This is a genomic window from Mesorhizobium sp. M8A.F.Ca.ET.181.01.1.1 (genome assembly GCF_004792025.1).
GTDB lineage: Bacteria > Pseudomonadota > Alphaproteobacteria > Rhizobiales > Rhizobiaceae > Mesorhizobium.
In genome coordinates, this window is sequence record NZ_SRTV01000173.1 from 1 (window position 1) to 322 (window position 322).

The 322-nt window shown below is 66.8% G+C and carries 1 pseudogene; it reads right to left on the reverse strand.

Annotated elements, in window-relative coordinates:
- Positions 1–322, reverse strand: a pseudogene (locus EN824_RS34100) (2-oxoglutarate dehydrogenase E1 component); the annotation flags it as partial.

The following is a 322-nucleotide window of genomic DNA, read 5'->3' on the forward strand; positions in this document are numbered from 1 at the left end:
GCAACGGCAAGCTCGCTGGTCGGGAACGGGTACAGTTGCTCGACGCGAATGAGCGCGGTTCGCGTGTCGCCGCTAGTATCGCGGGCCGCCTGCAAGTCGTAGAAGAACTTGCCGCTCGAGAGCACGACGCGCGTCACGTTTTCGGGCGACGTCACAGCGCTGTCCTGCAACACGGGCATGAACGCGCCGCCGGTCAGGTCGCCGAGCGGCGAGTGCGAGCGCACGTTGCCATACAGCTGGCCTTTCGGCGACATGACGACAAGCGGCTTGGGGTCCGCGCTCAGCGCCTGCTCGCGCAGCATGTGGAACCACTGCGCCGAGG